The sequence below is a fragment of the Pseudonocardia wallangbongensis genome (assembly GCF_054486945.1).
On sequence record NZ_JBRERS010000013.1, the window covers coordinates 14,096 to 30,456 of the forward strand.

16 protein-coding genes and 1 pseudogene are annotated in these 16,361 nt (G+C 73.1%); 8 read left to right on the top strand and 9 right to left on the bottom strand.

The window, feature by feature from the left end; translation table 11 throughout:
- The first annotated feature begins 7 nt into the window (after window positions 1-7).
- Genes kdpB through ACU436_RS34000 form a run of 4 tightly spaced genes read left to right on the top strand, consistent with a single transcriptional unit; the run spans window position 8 to window position 5,862 of the window.
- Window positions 8-2,077 (top strand): potassium-transporting ATPase subunit KdpB, encoded by a 2,070-nt coding sequence (kdpB, locus tag ACU436_RS33985; protein ID WP_459031370.1) that lies wholly within the window; start codon window positions 8-10, stop codon window positions 2,075-2,077.
- Window positions 2,078-2,079: 2 nt separating this feature from the next.
- Entirely contained in the window at window positions 2,080-2,685 is a 606-nt protein-coding gene (locus ACU436_RS33990; RefSeq protein WP_459031160.1) for a potassium-transporting ATPase subunit C, read from the top strand.
- Between the two features lie 16 nt (window positions 2,686-2,701).
- Window positions 2,702-5,191 carry a sensor histidine kinase gene (locus ACU436_RS33995; RefSeq protein WP_459031161.1) on the top strand — a complete coding sequence of 830 codons (2,490 nt, stop codon included), beginning with the start codon at window positions 2,702-2,704 and terminating at the stop codon, window positions 5,189-5,191.
- Window positions 5,188-5,862 carry a response regulator gene (locus ACU436_RS34000; RefSeq protein ID WP_459031162.1) on the top strand — a complete coding sequence of 225 codons (675 nt, stop codon included), beginning with the start codon at window positions 5,188-5,190 and terminating at the stop codon, window positions 5,860-5,862. Before ACU436_RS33995 ends, ACU436_RS34000 begins: the two co-directional genes overlap by 4 nt.
- Here ACU436_RS34000 and ACU436_RS34005 read toward each other — a convergent pair.
- Both ACU436_RS34005 and ACU436_RS34010 read right to left on the bottom strand, forming a co-directional pair.
- Window positions 5,825-6,841, bottom strand: coding sequence for an endonuclease/exonuclease/phosphatase family protein (locus ACU436_RS34005; protein ID WP_459031163.1), 1,017 nt, complete (start codon window positions 6,839-6,841; stop codon window positions 5,825-5,827). The two genes, ACU436_RS34000 and ACU436_RS34005, sit on opposite strands and share 38 nt — an antisense overlap.
- A gap of 60 nt (window positions 6,842-6,901) precedes the next feature.
- The gene (locus ACU436_RS34010) at window positions 6,902-7,414 is read right to left on the bottom strand and encodes a gamma carbonic anhydrase family protein (RefSeq protein ID WP_459031164.1); all 513 of its coding nucleotides are present in this window, start codon (window positions 7,412-7,414) and stop codon (window positions 6,902-6,904) included.
- A gap of 68 nt (window positions 7,415-7,482) precedes the next feature.
- On the opposite strand from ACU436_RS34010, the gene ACU436_RS34015 reads away from it, so the two are divergent.
- Both ACU436_RS34015 and ACU436_RS34020 read left to right on the top strand, forming a co-directional pair.
- Window positions 7,483-8,088 (top strand): TetR/AcrR family transcriptional regulator, encoded by a 606-nt coding sequence (locus ACU436_RS34015; protein WP_459031165.1) that lies wholly within the window; start codon window positions 7,483-7,485, stop codon window positions 8,086-8,088.
- Complete coding sequence (locus tag ACU436_RS34020; protein ID WP_459031166.1) at window positions 8,085-8,666, top strand: GNAT family N-acetyltransferase; 582 nt, start codon at window positions 8,085-8,087, stop codon at window positions 8,664-8,666. The genes ACU436_RS34015 and ACU436_RS34020 overlap by 4 nt, the downstream gene beginning before the upstream one ends.
- Here the strand turns inward: ACU436_RS34020 and ACU436_RS34025 are convergent.
- The 4 genes from ACU436_RS34025 to pdhA form a co-directional block, all read right to left on the bottom strand.
- Complete coding sequence (locus ACU436_RS34025; protein ID WP_459031167.1) at window positions 8,653-9,210, bottom strand: hypothetical protein; 558 nt, start codon at window positions 9,208-9,210, stop codon at window positions 8,653-8,655. The two genes, ACU436_RS34020 and ACU436_RS34025, sit on opposite strands and share 14 nt — an antisense overlap.
- Before the next feature lie 78 nt (window positions 9,211-9,288).
- The gene (locus ACU436_RS34030) at window positions 9,289-10,479 is read right to left on the bottom strand and encodes a dihydrolipoamide acetyltransferase family protein (protein WP_459031168.1); all 1,191 of its coding nucleotides are present in this window, start codon (window positions 10,477-10,479) and stop codon (window positions 9,289-9,291) included.
- On the bottom strand, window positions 10,476-11,438 hold the full coding sequence (locus ACU436_RS34035; protein WP_459031371.1) for an alpha-ketoacid dehydrogenase subunit beta: 963 nt from the start codon (window positions 11,436-11,438) through the stop codon (window positions 10,476-10,478). Before ACU436_RS34035 ends, ACU436_RS34030 begins: the two co-directional genes overlap by 4 nt.
- Before the next feature lie 14 nt (window positions 11,439-11,452).
- Window positions 11,453-12,490 carry a pyruvate dehydrogenase (acetyl-transferring) E1 component subunit alpha gene (pdhA, locus tag ACU436_RS34040; RefSeq protein ID WP_459031372.1) on the bottom strand — a complete coding sequence of 346 codons (1,038 nt, stop codon included), beginning with the start codon at window positions 12,488-12,490 and terminating at the stop codon, window positions 11,453-11,455.
- Between the two features lie 162 nt (window positions 12,491-12,652).
- Between pdhA and ACU436_RS34045 the strand changes: the two genes are divergently transcribed.
- On the top strand, window positions 12,653-13,111 hold the full coding sequence (locus ACU436_RS34045; protein ID WP_459031169.1) for an Lrp/AsnC family transcriptional regulator: 459 nt from the start codon (window positions 12,653-12,655) through the stop codon (window positions 13,109-13,111).
- Here ACU436_RS34045 and ACU436_RS34050 read toward each other — a convergent pair.
- The 3 genes and pseudogenes from ACU436_RS34050 to ACU436_RS34060 form a co-directional block, all read right to left on the bottom strand.
- Complete coding sequence (locus ACU436_RS34050; protein ID WP_459031170.1) at window positions 13,095-13,307, bottom strand: hypothetical protein; 213 nt, start codon at window positions 13,305-13,307, stop codon at window positions 13,095-13,097. The two genes, ACU436_RS34045 and ACU436_RS34050, sit on opposite strands and share 17 nt — an antisense overlap.
- Window positions 13,308-13,356: 49 nt before the next feature.
- Window positions 13,357-13,539 (bottom strand): annotated as a pseudogene (locus ACU436_RS34055) (class I SAM-dependent methyltransferase); the annotation flags it as partial.
- A gap of 199 nt (window positions 13,540-13,738) precedes the next feature.
- A complete protein-coding gene (locus ACU436_RS34060) occupies window positions 13,739-15,271 on the bottom strand; it encodes an HNH endonuclease signature motif containing protein (protein WP_459031171.1) in 1,533 nt (510 codons plus the stop codon).
- Window positions 15,272-15,591: 320 nt separating this feature from the next.
- On the opposite strand from ACU436_RS34060, the gene ACU436_RS34065 reads away from it, so the two are divergent.
- Window positions 15,592-16,356 (top strand): class I SAM-dependent methyltransferase, encoded by a 765-nt coding sequence (locus ACU436_RS34065; protein ID WP_459031172.1) that lies wholly within the window; start codon window positions 15,592-15,594, stop codon window positions 16,354-16,356.
- Window positions 16,357-16,361 lie beyond the last annotated feature (5 nt).

Below are 16,361 nucleotides of genomic sequence, written 5' to 3' on the forward strand. Positions count from 1 at the left end.
TACCACTTTGGACCGGCACGAGCGCCAGGAGCTGCACGCGCAGCGGACCGGCCGCAGCGTGACGGCCGGCGCGTTCTCCCCGCGCCAGCTCTGGCAGTCGATGCCGGCGGCCCTGCGCAAGCTCGATCCGCGCACGCAGCCGCGCAACCCGGTGATGTTCGTCGTCTGGGTCGGCTCGGTGCTCGTCACCGGGCTCGCCATCGCCCAGGCGATCAGGAACGAGCCGAGCGTGTTCGCCTGGCTGATCGCCGGCTGGCTGTGGCTCACCGTCGTGTTCGCCAACCTGGCGGAGGCGGTTGCGGAGGGCCGTGGCAAGGCCCAGGCCGCGAGCCTGCGCCGGACCCGCACCGAGACCGTCGCCCGCAGGCTCGGCCCCGGCGGGGTCGAGGAGCACGTCCCCGCGCCCACCCTGCGCATCGGCGACCGGGTCGTCGTGGAGGCGGGCGAGGTGATCCCGGGCGATGGCGACGTCGTCGAGGGCATCGCCACGGTCGACGAGTCGGCGATCACCGGTGAGTCGGCCCCCGTGATCCGCGAGTCCGGCGGCGACCGGTCGTCGGTGACCGGCGGCACCACCGTGCTGTCCGACCGCATCGTCGTCGAGATCACCACCGCGCCGGGCGAGTCGTTCGTCGACCGCATGATCGCGCTCGTCGAGGGCGCGGAGCGGCAGAAGACGCCGAACGAGATCGCGCTGACGATCCTGCTCTCGACGCTGACGATCATCTTCCTGCTCGCCGTCGTGGCGCTGCAGCCGATGGCCGGCTACTCCGGTGCGCAGCAGTCGCTGGTCGTGCTGACGGCGCTGCTCGTCTGCCTGATCCCGACCACGATCGGCGCACTGCTGTCGGCGATCGGCATCGCCGGCATGGACCGGCTCGTCCAGCGCAACGTCCTCGCCACGTCCGGGCGCGCGGTGGAGGCCGCCGGGGACGTCGACACCCTGCTGCTCGACAAGACCGGCACGATCACCTTCGGGAACCGGCGGGCGACCGTGCTGCACCCGGCGCCCGGCACGGGCGCAGCTGAGCTGGCCGCCGCCGCCCGGCTGTCCAGCCTCGCCGACGAGACCCCCGAGGGCCGCAGCATCGTCGAGCTGTGCGAGAAGGAGCGCGGCCTGCACCCGGTCGAGGAGGCAGGCGAGTTCGTCCCGTTCACGGCGCAGACCCGCATGTCGGGGCTCGACCTGGACGGCCGCAGCATCCGAAAGGGGGCGAGCTCGGCGGTGGCCCGCTGGACGGACGCCGCGCTGCCGCCCGAGGTCGCCGCCACCGTCGACCGCATCAGCGGGGACGGCGGCACGCCGCTCGTCGTCGCGGAGCGGGCCGGCGCCGCGGCGCGCGTCCTCGGCGTGATCCAGCTGTCCGACGTGGTGAAGCCGGGCATGCGCGAGCGGTTCGCGGAGCTGCGCGCGATGGGCATCCGCACCGTGATGATCACCGGGGACAACCCGCTGACGGCCCGCGCGATCGCGCAGGAGGCCGGCGTCGACGACCACCTCGCCGAGGCAACGCCCGAGGACAAGATGGCGCTCATCAAGAAGGAGCAGGAGGGCGGGCGCCTGGTCGCGATGACCGGCGACGGCACGAACGACGCGCCCGCGCTCGCGCAGGCCGACGTCGGCGTCGCGATGAACACCGGCACGGCGGCGGCCAAGGAAGCCGGGAACATGGTCGACCTCGACTCGGACCCGACGAAGCTGATCGACATCGTCGAGATCGGCAAGCAGCTGCTGATCACCCGGGGTGCGCTGACGACGTTCAGCATCGCCAACGACCTTGCGAAGTACTTCGCGATCCTGCCGGCGATGTTCGTGGCGCTGTATCCGCAGCTGGACGCCCTCAACATCATGCGGCTGGCCACACCGCAGTCGGCGATCCTCTCCGCGGTGATCTTCAACGCGCTGGTCATCATCGCGCTGATCCCGCTCGCGCTGCGCGGCGTGCGCTACCGGCCGTCGACGGCGGCCCCGCTGTTGCGCCGCAACCTGCTGGTCTACGGCCTGGGCGGCGTGGTCACGCCGTTCGCCGGGATCTTCCTCATCGACCTGCTCGTCCGACTCGTCCCCGGGATCTGAAGATGACCCTGTTCACCCGCCAGGCGGGGGCCGCCCTGCGCATGCTCCTCCTGATGACCGTCGTGCTCGGGCTGGCCTACCCGCTGGCCGTGTGGGGCGTGGCGCACGTGCCCGGCCTGGCCTCCCGGGCGGAGGGCTCGATCGTCCACGACACCGACGGCACGCCCGTCGGGTCCTCGCTGATCGGGATCGACCCCGTTCCGCCCGACCCGGCGCACGACCCGTTCTTCCACACCCGGCCCTCGGCGTCCGCGGAGGACGTGCTCGGCCCGGCCGACCCGTCCACCTCGGGCGGGTCGAACAAGGGCGGGTTCGACGAGGACCTCCTCTCGGCCGTCCAGCAGCGCCGCGCCGCGATCGCCGCCCGCGAAGGGGTGTCTCCCGACCAGGTCCCACCCGACGCCGTCACCGCGTCGGGCTCCGGGGTCGACCCGCACATCTCGCCGGAGTACGCGCAGCTGCAGGTGCCCCGGGTGGCCCGCGTGACGGGCCTGTCCGAGGAACGGGTGCAGGGACTCGTCGCGGCGAGCACCCAGCACGCCGTGCTGGGGATCTTCGGTGCCGACGGCGTGAACGTCACGAAGCTGAACCTCGCCGTCGCGGGTTAGAGCGGAAGATTGCGGCATGGGCAAGCGTGGCGAGCTGAGGATCTACCTCGGCGCGGCGCCCGGCGTGGGCAAGACCTACGCCATGCTCGGCGAGGCCCGGCGCCGGGCGGGCCGCGGCACCGACCTGGCCGTGGGTCTCGTCGAGACCCACGGCCGCGAGAGGACCGCGGTCCTGCTCGACGGGCTGGAGGTCGTCCCCCGGCGGGAGATCGCCCACCGGGGCGTGACCCTCACCGAGCTCGACGTCGACGCGGTCCTCGCCCGCAGGCCGCGGGTCGTGCTGATCGACGAGCTCGCCCACACGAACGCCCCCGGCTCGCGCAACCCCAAGCGCTGGCAGGACGTCGAGGAGCTGCTCGACGCCGGGATCACCGTGCTGACCACGCTGAACGTCCAGCACCTCGAGTCGCTGAACGACGTGATCGAGAGGATCACCGGTAGCCGGCAGCAGGAGACGGTGCCCGACGAGGTCGTGCGCAAGGCCGAGCAGGTCGAGCTCGTCGACATCACCCCGGAGGCGCTGCGGCGCCGCCTCGCCCACGGCAACGTCTACGCGTCGGAGAAGGTCGACGCCGCGATGGCGAACTACTTCCAGCCGCGCAACCTCACCGCGCTGCGGGAGCTGGCGCTGCTGTGGGTGGCCGACCAGGTCGAGGTGGCGTTGCAGCGCCACCGCGCCGACCAGCGCACGACCGACATCTGGGAGACCCGCGAGCGGGTTGTGGTGGCCCTGACCGGTGGCCGCGAGAGCGAGACGGTGCTGCGCCGCGCCGCCCGCATCGCGAAGCGCTCCGGCTCCGCGGAGCTGTTCGCCCTGCACGTGCTGCGCGGCGACGGGCTCGCCGGGGCCTCGGCCGCGGCGCTGGCCAGGCTGCGGCGGCTCGCCGAGGACGTGGGCGCCTCGTTCCACACCGTCGTCGGGGAGGACGTGCCCGCCGCCCTGCTCGACTTCGCCCGCGGGGTGGACGCCACCCAGCTGGTGATCGGCACCTCGCGGCGTTCCCGGGTCGCCCGTGCCGTCGACGAGGGCATCGGTTCCCGCGTGGTGCAGCACTCGGGACCGATCGACGTCCACATGGTCACCCACGCCGAGGCGGGCGGCGGCCTGCGGCTGCCCCACCGCTTGAGCGCCGTGCCCGCCACGCGCCGGGCCGTCGGCTGGGCGCTCGGCGTCGCCCTCCCACTGGTCGCGACGGCGGCCGGGGTGCTCGGTCGCGAGCTCATCGGGCTGTCCACCGACGTCGTGCTGTTCTTCCTGGCCACGGTCCTGGTCGCGCTCGTCGGCGGCCTCGGTCCGGCGCTGCTCGCGGCCGTGGCGGGCGCCCTGCTGCTGAACTGGTTCCTCACGCCGCCGCTCCACACGTTCACGATCGCCGAGCGGGAGAACGTGATCACGCTCGTCGCGATGGTGCTCGCCGCCGTGCTCGTGGCCCTCGTCGTCGACCGGGCGGCCCGGCGCGCCCAGCAGGCCGCGACGGCGGGCGCCGAGGCGGCCTTGCTGGCATCGTTCTCGCGGACCGTGCTGACGCGGCCCGAGCCGCTCCCGCGGCTGCTCGACCGGGTGCGCGAGGCGTTCGCCCTGACCACCGTGGCGATCCTGGAACGCCGGGACGAGCAGTGGGTGATCTCCGCCTGCTCGGGGCCGCCCGACTGCGGGAAGCCCGAGCAGGCCGACGTCGACGTCGCGGTCGAGCCCGACGTGCACCTCGTCGGGCAGGGCCGCACGTTGCCGGCTGCCGACCGGCGGTTGCTCGAGGCGGTGGCCGGCCAGGCGCTGATCGCCCTGCGCAACCGGCAGATCGCCGACCAGGCCGCCGAGGCGCGCCGGCGGGCGGACGCTGTCGAGCTGCGCAGCGCGTTGCTCTCGGCCGTCGGGCACGACCTGCGCACGCCGCTGACCTCGATCAAGGCGGCAGCCGGGACCCTGCGCGCCGGCGACATCCGGCTCTCGCGCGAGGACCGCGGCGAGCTGGCCGCCACCATCGAGGAGTCCGCGGACCGCCTCACCGGCCTGGTGAACAACCTGCTCGACTCCTCGCGCCTCGCCACCGGTGCCGTGACCCCCGACCTGCGGCCCGTCGGCTACGACGAGGTCGCGGTGCTCGCGCTGCAGGGGCTCGACGGGGCCCGGCGCGTCGAGCTGGAGATCGACGAACACCTGCCCGAGGTCCTCGCCGACCCCGGGCTGCTCGAGCGGGTCGTCGCGAACGTCGTCGACAACGCGCTGCGCCACGGGCGGGGCGCACCCGTCGCCCTGCGGGCCAGCACCCACGCCGACGTCGTCGAGCTGCGGGTCGTCGACTCCGGGCCGGGGATCTCCGTCGCCGACGCCGAGAAGCTCTTCGCCCCGTTCCAGCGGCTCGGCGACCGCGACCACAACGGCCTCGGCCTCGGACTCTCCGTCGCGCGCGGGTTCACCGAGGCGATGGGCGGCACGCTCACGGCCGAGGACACCCCCGGTGGCGGGCTCACCGTCGTGATCGGCCTTCCGGCGGTGCGGCCGTGACGGCGGTCCTGGTCGTCGACGACGACACCCAGCTCCTGCGCGCCCTGCGGATCCACCTCGCCGCCCGCGGCTACGAGGTGCACACGGCCGTCACCGGTAAGGCCGCGGTGCGGGTCGCCGAGGAGCAGGAGACCGACGTCGTCGTGCTCGACCTCGGCCTGCCCGACCTCGACGGCACCGAGGTGATCACGGCGCTGCGCGCCTTCACCACCGTGCCGATCATCGTGCTGTCCGCCCGCGCCGACTCCGGCGACAAGGTGCGGGCGCTCGACCGCGGCGCCGACGACTACGTCACCAAGCCGTTCGGCGTCGACGAGCTCATGGCCCGGCTGCGCGCCGCCGTCCGCCGCGCCGCCACCACCCCGGAGAACGGCGCGATCGAAGCCGGTGAGCTCACGATCGACCTGGCCGCGAGGATCGTGTGCCGGTCGGGGGCGGAGGTGCACCTCACGCCCACCGAGTGGGGCATCCTCGACCTGCTCGTCCGCAACCGGGGCCGGCTCGTCGGCCGCAAGCAGCTGATGCGGGAGATCTGGGGGCCGGTGGAGCGGAAGGAGACCAGCTACCTGCGCGTCTACCTGGCGCAGCTGCGGCGCAAGCTGGAACGGGACCCGGCGCACCCCGAGCACCTCATCACTGAGGCGGGGATGGGCTACCGGTTCCGCCCATGACGCCGTCGGGGATCCGGAGGCGCGCGAGCACCGCCCGGTGGTCGCTGCCGGCGATCTCCCGCACCTCGAACGACTCGGCCACGATCGGGTCGGTGGCGAGCACGTGGTCGATCTGCGGGCCCAGCCAGCCCGGCAGCCACGTGGGCCACGTCGGGATCAGGCCCTCGCCGCGCTGCGCCGCCGCGTCCCCGCACCCGGCGCTCGCCGAGCGGAACACCGAATGGTCGAGCGTCGCGTTGAAGTCCCCGGCGATGACGGCCGGCTGGGGACCGGCGCACCACTGAGACACCAGGCTCACGTCCGAATGCCACTGCGGCACGTCACCGCGCCGCGGGGCGAGGGTGTGGAACGCGACGAAACGCAGCTCGCCGAGGCCACCGCCCGTCAGCTCGACGCGCGGGAACGGCGTCGCGGTGTAGGTGCTGCTGCGCACGTCGCCGAGGCCGTCGGCGACCACCGCCGTGACACCGCCGAGGTCGCCATCGGGTTCGCCGACCGCGGTGACGAGGTGGTAACCCAGCGGCTCTACCAGCGGGGCCAGCTTCGATCGGAACTTCACGCCGGCCTCGACGAGGGACACCAGGTCCGGCCGCTCGTCGCGGATCAGCGCGGCGACCCCGGCCACGTCCGCATGCCCGCTGTAGGTGTTGAACGCGGCCACCGTGAGCGTCCGGCCGCCCGCCGGGACCGGTGTGGCGGCCGTGCGCGGGGCCACCATGGCGCCGGCCACCAGCAGCACGACGGCGACGCCCGCGGCCGCGAGCACGGACCCGCGCACCCAGCGCGCGAGCACCAGCAGGACCACCACGAGGACCGCCAGCCCGACGAGCAGGTACGGGCGGAGCGCGACGAGCTGCGCGAACGGCGTGTACCGGTCGAGCCCGACCAGGTCCGGCAGCGCCAGCAGGGCCACGGCGGCCACGAACGGCAGCGCCAACCAGCGGGATCCCAGCCGGCGGTGCGGCCGATCGTGCGTCACGACCCGATCTTTCCCAGGCCGGCTGAGCGGAGGCTGAGGACGCGGCTGTGAGTGGAGCGGTCACATGGCGGCCCGGTGCGTCTCGGCGAGCTGCCGGTAGACGGCGGCGTTCGCGCGGCACCGCTCGACCTCCGCGTCGCCGAGCTCGCGGCGCACCTTGGCGGGCACCCCCGCCACGAGCGAACGCGGCGGGACCACCGTGCCCTCCGGCACCAGCGCGTTCGCCGCCACCAGGGAGCCGGCGCCGATCACCGCGCCGTTCAGGACCGTGGCGTTCATGCCGATCAGGCACCCGGCCTCGACGGTGCAGCCGTGCAGCACCGCCCCGTGACCGATGCTCACCTCGTCGCCGATCCGGGCCGGGAAGCCCGGGTCGGCGTGCAGGACGGCGCCGTCCTGGACGTTGCAGTCGGTGCCGATGATCACCGCCTCCATGTCCGCGCGCAGCACCGCGCTGTAGAAGATGCCGGTGCCGGGGCCGATGGTGACGTCGCCGACGACGGTTGCGGTGTCCGCGACCCATGCCGACGCGGCGACGTCGGGCGTGCGGTCGCCGAGGGAGATCAGACGCATTCCCAGATGATCCATCAGGACCGGGCGCGGTGTTATGATGAACATCTGTTCATTCAAAGTGGGGTGTCGTGCCGAGGAGCAGCGCGCAGTACGAGGCCATGCGCGTCGCGACGCTGGACAAGGTGCAGGCCGCGGCGATCACGCTCTTCGCGCGACACGGCTTCGCCGCCACGAGCATGCGGGACATCGCCCGCGAGGCCGGCATCAGCACCGGGCTGATCTACCGCCACTACGCCACGAAGGACGACCTGTTCGCCGCGCTGGCGGGACAGGCCACCGCCGGCCTGCGCAGGGTCGCCGAGCTGTTCGGGGGCGAGGGGTCCCCGGCCGAGATCCTCGGGGCGTTCGCGCGGGAGTTCGTCGACGACATCGCTCGGGTGCGCGGGTCCGCCGAGTTCGTCATGATCATGAACCAGGCGCTCGTGTCGCGGCTCGGGTCGGTGCAGATCGACGCGCTGCTCGAGCAGCACCTGGCGCTGGCGGACGCCACCGTCGCGCTGATCCGGCGCGGGCAGCGGGCCGGCGAGTTCCGGCCGGGCGCCGCCACGGAGCTCGCGACGTGCTGGTTCGCCGCGGTGAGCGGGCTGGCGACGATGAAGGCCGTCCTCGGCCACCGGTTCGTCGCGCCCCACCCCACGACCCTCACCGGATTCCTGACGAGGAGCACCGATTGATCGAGATCATTCCTGCCCGGGAGAGCGACCGGCGGGCGGTCACGGAGGTGTTCGTCGACGCCTTCGGCCCCGACTTCGCCTACTTCTCCGACGACCCCCGCACCCTGGCCGACGCGTTCGAGCACATGCTGGTGCTCGACGTCTTCCACGTCGCCCTGCTCGACGGCGAGCCGGCCGGGATCGCCGCCCTCACCGACGGCCGGCGGCCGAGCGCGGTGCCGGTGGGCAAGCACCTGCGCCGGCACCTGGGGCTGGTCAAGGGGACGATCGGTGCCGTCGCACTCCCGCGGGAGTTCTCCGGGGGCGTGCCCGGTCTCGCGGAAGGCGCGGCGTCGATCGAGTTCGTGGGCACCGCGTCCCGGTTCCAGGGCAAGGGGGTGGCCACGGCGCTCCTCACCCATCTGCTCGCCATGCCGCAGCACCGGGAGTACGTGCTGGAGGCCGTCTCGGACATCAACGCACCCGCGCTGAACCTGTACCGGAAGCTCGGATTCGTCGAGTACAAGCGGGTGCCCGTCAAGCACACGAGGCTCTCGGGGATCAGCTACTACGTCTCGTTGCGGCTCATGCAGGGCTGACCAGCGTCATCACCACGATCAGCACGGCGAGCAGTGCGTCGAGCGCGAGGCAGAACTCGGCCAGGGACCGGGACACCACCCGGTGCGTGCGGTAGTGGTGCAGGTCCCAGGCCGCGTGGCCGAGCAGGCCCGCCGCCACCAGGTACGCGCCCGGACCGGGGTTCACGAGGAGGGCGACCGCGGCGAACGCGCCGAAGCCGAGCAGCGCCACGGTCTGCAGGGGCAGCCCGTGACCGGGGCGGACGACGCCGCGCAGCAGCCCGTAGAGCCCGAGCGCCACCCCGCAGCCCAGGACGGCCAGGGTCGCGTCGAACCCGAGGAGCCTCGCCGCGGTGATGACGACGACGGACCCGAAGAACAGCGGCCAGGCCGCGCCCGGCTTCTGCAACGCGGCGGAGCCGATGTAGAGGGTCGCGGCCGCGGCGAGCACGGGTGCCTGGTCGACCCCGCTCGCCGCACCGAGGGAGACCAGCACGGCGAAGGCGATTCCGGCGAGTGCCGGCCAGCGGCGGCGCGCCGAACCGGAGATCGCGGCTGACGTCATGGGTACACGGTGTCCGCACCGGCCCGTCTCGGCCAGAGCCCGTCCGGAAATCTGCGATTCCGGTCCGGATCGAGGTGGTCAGAGGTCGGCGAGGGCGCGCAGCGGGGCCTCCACGGCGTCCGCGACGTACCGCAGGAAGCCGCCCGCGACCCCGCCGTCGCAGACGCGGTGGTCGAACACCAGCGACAGCTGCGTGACCTGGCGCGGCACGACCTCCCCGTCGACGACCCACGGCCGCGGGTGGACCCGCCCGATCCCGAGGATCGCGGCCTCCGGGTGGTTGATGATCGCCGCGCTGCCGTCCACCCCGAACACGCCGTAGTTGTTCAGGGTGAACGACCCGCAGGAGAGCTCGGCCGCGGTCGCCGTGCCCTCCCGCGCCGCCGCGGCGAGCCGGCGGATCTCGGCGTCGAGCAGCCGGATGCTCAGGCGGTCGGCGCCGCGGACGGCCGGGACGATGAGGCCGCGCTCGGTCTGCGCCGCCACCCCGAGGTTGACCCCGTCGAGGTGGACCACCTCCTCCCGCTCGACGTCCACCCGTGAGTTCAGCGCCGGGAACTCGCGCAACCCGGCCACGACGAACCGGGCGAGCAGGGCGAGGAGCCCGGGTCTCCAGTCGTCGCGGCGCATGTCCTCGCGGAGCGCGAGCAGGGCGGTGGCGTCGACGTCGACCCAGGTGGTGGCCTCCGGGATCTCCGCGCGGCTGCGCGCGAGGTTGCGGGCGACGTGGCCGCGCACCCCGGTGAGCGGCTCGCGCGTGCGGACCGGGAGACCGGTCCGGCGGTCGAGGTCCTCGGGTGCGCTCCCGGCCGCGATCGCCCGCTCGACGTCGGACCGGGTGACCAGGCCGTCGCGCCCGGTGCCGGCCAGCGTCTCCAGGTCGAGCCCGGCCCGGCGTGCCAGCTGCCGCACGACCGGGGAAACGATCTTGGGGCGCTCGGCGGCCGGTGGCCGGTGCCGCCGTCGGCCGGGTGGCTCGCCGGTGCCGTACCCGACGAGCACGTTGCCTGACCCGGAGCGCTCCTCCTCGAGCGGTGTCACGGTGATCAGCGGCGCCCCCACCGCGATCGTCGAGCCCACCGCCCCGTGCAGTTCGGCGACGATCCCGGCGAACGGCGACGGCACCTCGACCGTCGCCTTGGCGGTCTCGACCTCGGCCACCGGTGCGTCGACGGCAACCGCGTCACCCGGCCGTACCAGCCACTGGACGAGCTCGGCCTCGGTGAGCCCCTCACCGAGATCGGGGAGGGCGAAGACGGTGTCGTTCATGCCCCCTCCCACTGCAGGTCGTCCACCGCGTCGAGGATCCGGTCCACCCCGGGCAGGTGGTGCTGCTCGAGCCGCGGTGGGGGATAGGGCACGTCGAACCCGGTGACCCGGCGGACCGGGGCCTCCAGGTGGTGGAAGCAGCGCTCCGACACCCGCGCCGCGATCTCGGAGGCCACCGACGCGAAGCCCGGCGCCTCCGCCACCACGACCGCACGCCCGGTGTGCCGCACCGCCGCGGTGACCGTCTCGTCGTCGAAGGGGACGATCGAGCGGACGTCGACCACGCCCAGGTCGCGGCCCTCGGCGGCGGCGTGCTCGGCGGCGGCCAGCGCGACCGGGACCGACGGGCCGTACGCGATCAGCGTGGCGTCGCGGCCCTCCCGGCGCACCACCGCCCTGCCGATCGGGGGTACCGCCTCGTGATCGGGCTCCTCCCTGGTGAAGTACTGGCGCTTCGGCTCCAGGAACACCACCGGGTCCGGGTGCTCGATCGCGGCCCGCAGCAGCCCGTACGCGTCGGCGTTCGTCGCGGGCGTGACCACGAGCAGGCCAGGGGTGTGCGCGTAGTAGGCCTCGGAGCTGTCGCTGTGGTGCTCGACCCCGCCGATCCCACCGCCGTACGGCACCCGGATGACCATCGGCAGCCGCACGCGCCCCCGCGTCCGGTTGGCCAGCTTGGCGACGTGGCTGACGACCTGCTCGAAGGCCGGGAAGGCGAACGCGTCGAACTGCATCTCGACGACCGGCCGCATCCCGTTCATCGCCATCCCGACCGCCATGCCGACGATGCCCGACTCCGCGAGCGGAGTGTCGAAGCAGCGCTTCTCGCCGAACTCGGCGCTGAGCCCGTCGGTGACCCGGAAGACACCGCCGAGCGGGCCGACGTCCTCGCCGAAGACCACCACCGTCGGGTCGGCGGCGAGCGCGTCGCGCAGCGCCCGGTTGAGCGCCTGGATCATGGTCGGCTTCTCGCTCACGGCCTCGCTCCGCTCAGCTCGGCCGCGAGCTGCGCCGCCTGCTCGCGCAACTGCGGTGTCGGCGTCGAGTACACGTGGGCGAACAGCTCCGCCGGGTCGAGGGAGCCCTCCCGGCTCATCCCCGCGCGGACGTGGGCGGCCATCTCCTCGGCGGCCTCCGCGAACTCGGCCTCCCGCTCGGGCGTGAGCGCCCCGGTGGCGGTGAGGTGCGCGCGGAGGCGAAGCAGCGGGTCGCGCGGGCGCCACTGCTCGACCTCGTCGTCGTCGCGGTAGCGGCTGGGGTCGTCGGCGTTGGTGTGCGCCTGGATCCGGTAGGTGTCGGCCTCGACCAGCGTGGGCCCGTCGCCTCGGCGGGCGCGGGCGACGGCCTCGGAGAGCACCACGGTGAGCGCCGCGAGGTCGTTGCCGTCCACCCGGACGCCCGGCACGCCGTAGCCGGCGCCCTTCGCCGCGAGCGACTCCGCCGCCGACTGCCGGGCGAGCGGTACGGAGATCGCGTACTTGTTGTTCTGCACCAGGAACACCACCGGCGACGCGAACACCGCCGCGAAGTTGAGGGCCTCGTGGAAGTCGCCCTCGCTCGTGGCGCCGTCCCCGCAGAGCGCCATGACCACCGTGTCCTCGCCCTTCAGGCGGGCCGCGTGCCCCACACCCACGGCGTGCGGCAGCTGGGTGGCGAGCGGGGTGGCCTGCGGGGCGACCCGCGTGGCGATCGGGTCGTAGCCGCAGTGCCAGTCGCCGCGCAGCAGCACGAGCACGTCGACCGGGTCCACACCACGCGCCGCGATCGCGGCGACGTCGCGGTAGGTGGGGAAGAGCCAGTCGGTCTCCGCAAGCACCGTGGCGGCCGCCACCTGGCAGGCCTCCTGCCCGTGCGAGGACGGGTACACGGCGAGGCGGCCCTGCCGGACGAGCGCCCCCGCCTGATCGTTGAGGCGGCGGGCGAGCACGAGGGCCCGGTACCCGTCGAGCAGCACCTGGGGAGCCGGCAACCCATCCCCGACGACCGTGCCCGTCTCGTCGATCAGCCGCATCACGTCGGCCACCTCCTAGGAAGACATTCGGACCAAAGTGTCCGGCCGGGTAGCTACAGATCACCAGCTGGAAGGTGAAGATCGAGACGAACTGCCGATATGCTCCGATGTCAGGAGCCGATCGCCCGGGATCGGCCCTTCCCGCGGGTGGTGGCGAGACAGGTGGCAGTGCAGCTCGACGACATCGACCGCCGCATCGTCGACGCGCTCCGCCGCGACGGGAGGCTGTCGGTGCGCGCGCTCGCCGAAGGGGTCCGCATCTCCCGCGCCAACGCCTACACGCGCCTCGAACGGCTGACCTCGTCCGGCGCGATCACCGGGTTCACGGCCACGGTCGACCCGGCCGCGATCGGCCTCGGCACGTCCGCCTACATCACGCTCACCGTGCGGCAGAACTCGTGGCGCGAGCTGAAAGCGCGCCTCCAGGCCATCCCCGAGGTGCGCCACATGGCGCTCGTCGGCGGCGAGTTCGACGTGATCCTGCTGGTGCGGGCCGCCGACAACGCGGCGCTCCGCGAGGTCGTCCTGAACGAGCTGCAGGCCATCCCCGAGGTGATCGCCACCCGCACCTCGCTGGTGTTCGAGGACGTGGAGAACGTCGGCGTCACCGACGGGCGATGAACACGTACTCCGGGCTGTCCGGGGTGTACGGCTCGCGGTCGAAGCCGCCATGGAGCGCCTCGACCTCCAGGCCGGCGACGTCGATGAGGCCGAGCCATTCGTTCTTCGTGGCCCACCACAGCGAGCTGGTGGCACCGTCGTCGCGGACCATGTCGACCCGGTTGTCGCCCACGGAGTACCGGACCGTGTGCGGCACCCGCTCGTCCTGGTGCACCCCGTCGAGTCCCGCCGCGAAGGTCCACCCCGGCCGCCGCCGCGCGCGTCCGAGCTTGTCCGAGCATCGCGGCCGAGGCGTCGATGCCGATCACCCGGCGACCCGTCGCACGGGCGACGGGGATCGCCACCCGCCCGTTCCCGACCGCGAGCTCCACCAGCGGCCCGTCCGCCTCGCGCGCGAGTGCGACGTAGAAGCCCACGTCGGCCGTCATGTGAGCCGACCACTCGTCATAGCGATCCGCGAATGCCTCGTTCCAGCCCGTTCCGCGGCCGTCCCCGACTTGGAGGCACGCCAGTTTCCGATGAGCCCGTCGCCGCCGGGTGCCTACGCCACTGTCCTGTGGTCCCGTTCCTCGCCCAGGCACTCCTTGATCGGCTAGTGCGTTCCGCGGAACCGGGATCTGCGGGTGTTCAGGCGGCCGTCCTGACCCGCTTGGGCAGCAGCGCGTCCAGGATGGGTTCGGGGTCGAGTCGCTCGCCGTACCAGTCCGGGGACAAAGTGGTGCGGTCGATCCGCAGCCGGGCCCAGGTGTGCATCTCGATCAAGCTCTCTGCGTTCCCGTTCAACGGGGCCGCGACCGTCGGGATCGGGGTGCCGTCGGGGCGCAGGAACCCCCAGCGTCCAGCCTGGTGGTGGATGCGGTAGCCCACATCGTGGATCAGCCGATGGTGGAACCCGCAGATCAGGACCAGGTTGTCGACGTCGGTCGGGCCGCCGAACAGCCAGCTCAGCACATGGTGGGCATGCAGATGGCGGGTGTGGGTGCAGCCGGGGAACTGGCACCCGTCGCCGTCGCGCACGGTCAACGCCGCGATCTGAGCGGGGGTGGCCAGGCGGCGGGCGCGGCCCAGATACATCCGATTCCGGGTGCGGTCGTCGAGCAGGGCCTGCACCCGCGCGTCGCAGGCCAGCCGTTCCGCGGTCGAGGACGGGATCTCCGGTCCACCCGCGATCCGGGCCGCGCCGGTGGCGGCGTCGAGGTGCACGATGACCTGCGCGGTGCCGCGCTCGACGACCGGCCCGTCCTCGTCGGTGGCGTGGCCGGTGATGAGGGTGAGCAGGGCGTCGGCGCGGCGGGCTTCCATCCGGTCCACGGCCGGCCCGGGTTCCTGCTCCCGGGCCCGCTCGTCGAGCTCCTCGGGCGAGGGTTCGACGGGGTGGCGGATGGGGGTGCGGGCGGGGACCTGGGCGTCGATGGCGGCGATGAAGGTGGCACCGTCCTCGGGGGTGAACCGGATCCGGGCGACGAGGGAGCCGTCCTCGTCCCACCGCCAGGTCAGGGACCGGCGGGCGGTGGTGTCTTCGGGTGGGGTGTGGCGGCGGCGGATCGCTTTCACCACGGTTTCGATGTGGCTGGCGGTGCCGCACAACGCGACGTTCAGCAGGACTTGTTCGGCGGTGTCGGGGTCGGCGACGGTGGTGTGGCGCCATTGCGGCTCGCCGGCGGCGATGTCGGCGGCGATCCGGGTGAGGGTCGCGGTGTCGGAACCCGTGACGCGGGTGATGGCCCGAACCTTGGAGTAGGAGATCCGCCCACCGCCGAACGCCTCGGAGATCTTCGGCAGGTGTTGTAAGCCGTGCGCGACGCGAAGCCGTTCGTTGGCGGTGCGGATGTTCATCCCGGCCCGCCAGGACAGCCAGTGGGCACAGGAGTGGATGCCGTCGCCGGCCCAGCCGTTGCGGTCGTCGAACTCGGCCAGGAGTTGGAGGAAGCGGCATTCGGCGGCGGCGATGTGCCCGGCCAGGCCCAAGAGTTCGGTTTCGAGGTCGTCGGTGCTCATACCGTGCAGCGGGGTGGGGAGGGCAAGAATGGTGGCGGTAGACATCGGGGGAGCCTCCTGAATGGCGAGTGGATGTTCGCGTTCAGGATGGCACCCGGGTCTGACAATTTTTGGGCCCGCACCGAGTTCCGCGGAACCCGGAAAGAAAGCAAACTGGTTCATGGTGAGTGCCTGGAGGAACGGTTCGGGACCACAGGATAGTTGCGTGGGCACCCGACGGTGACGGGCTCGTCGAGAACGGGCGTGCCCGCCGGTCGGGGACGGCTGTCAGAGCGCCCCCGGGGGACGGTAGTGGTGCCAACCCGACCATCCGCACACGCAGGCGGCGGGCCGGAGAACGGGCTGGCAGCGCCAGCGGCCTCGACGAAGGTCGATCGCATGTGTGTCGAGGTGACCGGGCTCGCCCACCGCAAGGTACCTGGTGTTCGAGGGCGTGGAGAACGTCGTCGCGGCTGTACCGCAGGGCCGATAGCGTCGCGCCGGTGCAGTCGTACGAGGAACTGGTGGCCGAAGCACTCGCTGCGCCCTTCGAGGGCTGGGACTTCAGCTGGCTGCGCGGCCGGTCCGAACAGGCGGGAACGACGTGGTCGTACGACGATCGCGCGCGGCAGCTCATCGCCGGCGCGGCCGGCATGCTGGACCTGTGCACCGGCGGCGGCGAGCTGCTGGCGAGCCTCGCACCCCTGCCCGCGCACAGCGCCGCCACCGAGAGCTGGCCCCCGAACGTTCCGATCGCCCGCGGCCGCCTCGCCCCATTGGGCGTCGCGGTGCGGGTGCCCGACGGTTCCGAGCTGCCCGCCGCCGACGCCGAGTTCGACCTCGTCACCAACCGCCACGGCGCCGCCGCGGCCACCGAGATCGCCCGCGTGCTCCGCCCCGGCGGCACCTACCTGGAACAAGGCGTCGGCCGGGACAACTGCGCCGACCTGAACCGGGCGCTGGGCGCGCCCGCGGCCGGGTACGCCCCGACGTCCACCCCGGCGGCCACGAGCGAGTCCCTCCAGGCCGCCGGCCTGGAGGTCGTCGACCTCCGCGAGGAGACACCCGAGCACGTCGTCCGCGACATCGGCGCGCTCGTCTACTACCTGAAGGCAGTGTCCTGGCAGGTGCCCGGCTTCGACGTCCACCACTACGACGTGCGGCTGCGAGCCCTCGATGCCACGATCCGGGCCGATGGACCGCTGCGGTTCCACGACCACCGCTACCTGGTGGAGGCCCGCAAGCCCGTGGAGCGGCCCCCGGCATGATCAGC

Bases quoted from the DNA above. Each gene is read 5' to 3' on its own strand.
- ACU436_RS34025 (WP_459031167.1), bottom strand. From the start codon at position 9,210: ATGACGTCAGCCGCGATCTCCGGTTCGGCGCGCCGCCGCTGGCCGGCA.
- ACU436_RS34035 (WP_459031371.1), bottom strand. From the start codon at position 11,438: ATGATCCAGGCGCTCAACCGGGCGCTGCGCGACGCGCTCGCCGCCGAC.
- ACU436_RS34060 (WP_459031171.1), bottom strand. From the start codon at position 15,271: ATGAACCAGTTTGCTTTCTTTCCGGGTTCCGCGGAACTCGGTGCGGGC.
- ACU436_RS34030 (WP_459031168.1), bottom strand. From the start codon at position 10,479: ATGAACGACACCGTCTTCGCCCTCCCCGATCTCGGTGAGGGGCTCACC.
- ACU436_RS33995 (WP_459031161.1), top strand. From the start codon at position 2,702: ATGGGCAAGCGTGGCGAGCTGAGGATCTACCTCGGCGCGGCGCCCGGC.
- pdhA (WP_459031372.1), bottom strand. From the start codon at position 12,490: ATGCGGCTGATCGACGAGACGGGCACGGTCGTCGGGGATGGGTTGCCG.
- ACU436_RS33990 (WP_459031160.1), top strand. From the start codon at position 2,080: ATGACCCTGTTCACCCGCCAGGCGGGGGCCGCCCTGCGCATGCTCCTC.
- ACU436_RS34010 (WP_459031164.1), bottom strand. From the start codon at position 7,414: ATGCGTCTGATCTCCCTCGGCGACCGCACGCCCGACGTCGCCGCGTCG.